Annotated in this window: 3 protein-coding genes and 1 pseudogene; all 4 read left to right on the plus strand. The window is 33.6% G+C overall.

Annotated elements, in window-relative coordinates; all coding sequences use genetic code 11:
* Positions 1-183 (plus strand): annotated as a pseudogene (locus H1X92_RS15815) (hypothetical protein); the annotation flags it as partial.
* On the plus strand, positions 176-418 hold the full coding sequence (locus H1X92_RS05965; RefSeq protein ID WP_180559292.1) for a hypothetical protein: 243 nt from the start codon (positions 176-178) through the stop codon (positions 416-418). The pseudogene H1X92_RS15815 and the gene H1X92_RS05965, both read left to right, overlap by 8 nt.
* A 185-nt stretch (positions 419-603) precedes the next feature.
* A complete protein-coding gene (locus H1X92_RS05970; protein ID WP_180559293.1) occupies positions 604-1,359 on the plus strand; it encodes a PP2C family protein-serine/threonine phosphatase in 756 nt (251 codons plus the stop codon).
* Between the two features lie 356 nt (positions 1,360-1,715).
* Positions 1,716-1,813 (plus strand): pentapeptide repeat-containing protein (locus tag H1X92_RS15820; RefSeq protein ID WP_233458133.1); only part of this gene is annotated, 98 nt, incomplete at its 3' end.

Below are 1,813 nucleotides of genomic sequence, written 5' to 3' on the forward strand. Positions count from 1 at the left end.
AAACGCCCTATCCTTTCACTAAAAAGAAAAGTGATTAATCGTGTAGAAAAAGCAATATCAATTCGTCCTACTAAAGTTTATGACGCATTCAATAACTGCTGTTTGCCTATAGCAGCTTTGTATACTTCCAGACGGTTTAATAATAAACCTAAATCACATTTTGGAGTCACCGCTAATGGATGAAAACAAAAAAATAATACAAGTTCAAATTGTTGCTGAGATTAAAGCAAATTGTAATTATGTCGTAGACATGGACGAAGAAGATTATAGAAAATTTGAAAAAATTATTGATTCACAAATGACATCCAGAGAGATGAATAATGCAATTCTTGATATAGCATGCAAATATGGAATTTATGACCTGGACAATATTGATATGGAAGAACCTGAAGACATTGAATTTTATCGGATGGGATAACAATATCTACCTATACAGTCAGATATCTACGCACTTGGCGTTATAATGGAAGAAATGGGTATTTCAGCGATTGACGGTGTTGATGACATTATACGTAAGAGTACTAATCTAAGATGTAAAGATAGGTACCAATCCGTTTCAGAAATGTTAGTTGGTTTCAACAAAGTGATTGAAAGGAGATAGCAATGATAGAGCTGTTAAATTGTGGTTTCTTCTCCTATGGTAGAGACGATACTAAGGAAAATCAGGATTCTATTTTACCTCCATCAAAATTAGGTAATGGTTACATTTTTGCCATAGCTGACGGTGTGGGTTCATATAAAGGTGCTAAATTAGCTTCTCAAATAGCTATCAATCACCTATCAAAAATGGTTTTAGACCATGATATAGATATAGATATAGATTCTTTATTTAGCACTATCAAGGATGAGATTTTTAAAATTTCAGATGAAAACCCTGATTTATATCATTCTGCAACAACCCTAACTTTTTGTTATGTTAACAACGATAGTGTCAACATAGGGCATATTGGTGATACAAGAATTTATGTAAAAAATAAAAATAAACTAATCCAATTATCTAAAGACCATACAGTACATCAAAGTCTATTAGATGAAAAAATATATACAAAAAAAGAGTTAAAAAATATTAAAGGAAAAAATAAACTCACAACGGCTATATCAAGAATTGTTGAGCTTCAATACCAGAAGCTATGCTATCCAGTTTCTGAACTTATTGAAAATAATGGGCTTTTGAATTTGTACATCATGTCAGATGGTGCCCATCATTTTTGGGAAAAGCGCCCCAGATTCTCTATCGAAACACTAAAAAACCCTATACGCTTTGCTTCCAGCTTACAAAGAAGAATAAATAAAAATACTAGTATTGATGATTATTCTCTAATTGCAGTAACTTTCCTGCCCAAATCACAGCTCGCTTAATCACTTATCGTATATTACACAAAATAACCTCCCTATTTATAGTAAGGTTAAAATTAAATCAGGGTAATTAATAAACTTGCATTATTTTTAACCCATAATCAATTTCAGGATGTGTGAATGCGGCTATGCGCTCGTGGGACAGTCAACACTATAAATTATCTTTCAATAGCTAAATATAGTTTGATTGCGTTAACCCGTCCGTGATGACTGTAATCGGACACCAAGAGGCACTTGGCACACGTCCTAACTCATAGACATAAGACCTAATCAGGTCTTTTTTTTCACCTGAAGGAAATTAAATGAATAACGATGAATTAAGAAAAATTCTTGATGAGCATAAGGTTTGGGTAGATTCGATGGGCAAGAATGGTCGTAAAGCCAATCTAAGTGGTGCCAACTTAATTAGAGCAGACCTACAGGGAGCAGACCTATGGGGAGCTAATCTACGTGGAGC

The organism is Arsenophonus endosymbiont of Apis mellifera (assembly GCF_903968575.1).
In the GTDB taxonomy this organism is placed as follows: Bacteria; Pseudomonadota; Gammaproteobacteria; order Enterobacterales; family Enterobacteriaceae; genus Arsenophonus; species Arsenophonus apicola.

Bases quoted from the DNA above. Each gene is read 5' to 3' on its own strand.
- H1X92_RS05970 (WP_180559293.1), top strand. From the start codon at position 604: ATGATAGAGCTGTTAAATTGTGGTTTCTTCTCCTATGGTAGAGACGAT.
- H1X92_RS05965 (WP_180559292.1), top strand. From the start codon at position 176: ATGGATGAAAACAAAAAAATAATACAAGTTCAAATTGTTGCTGAGATT.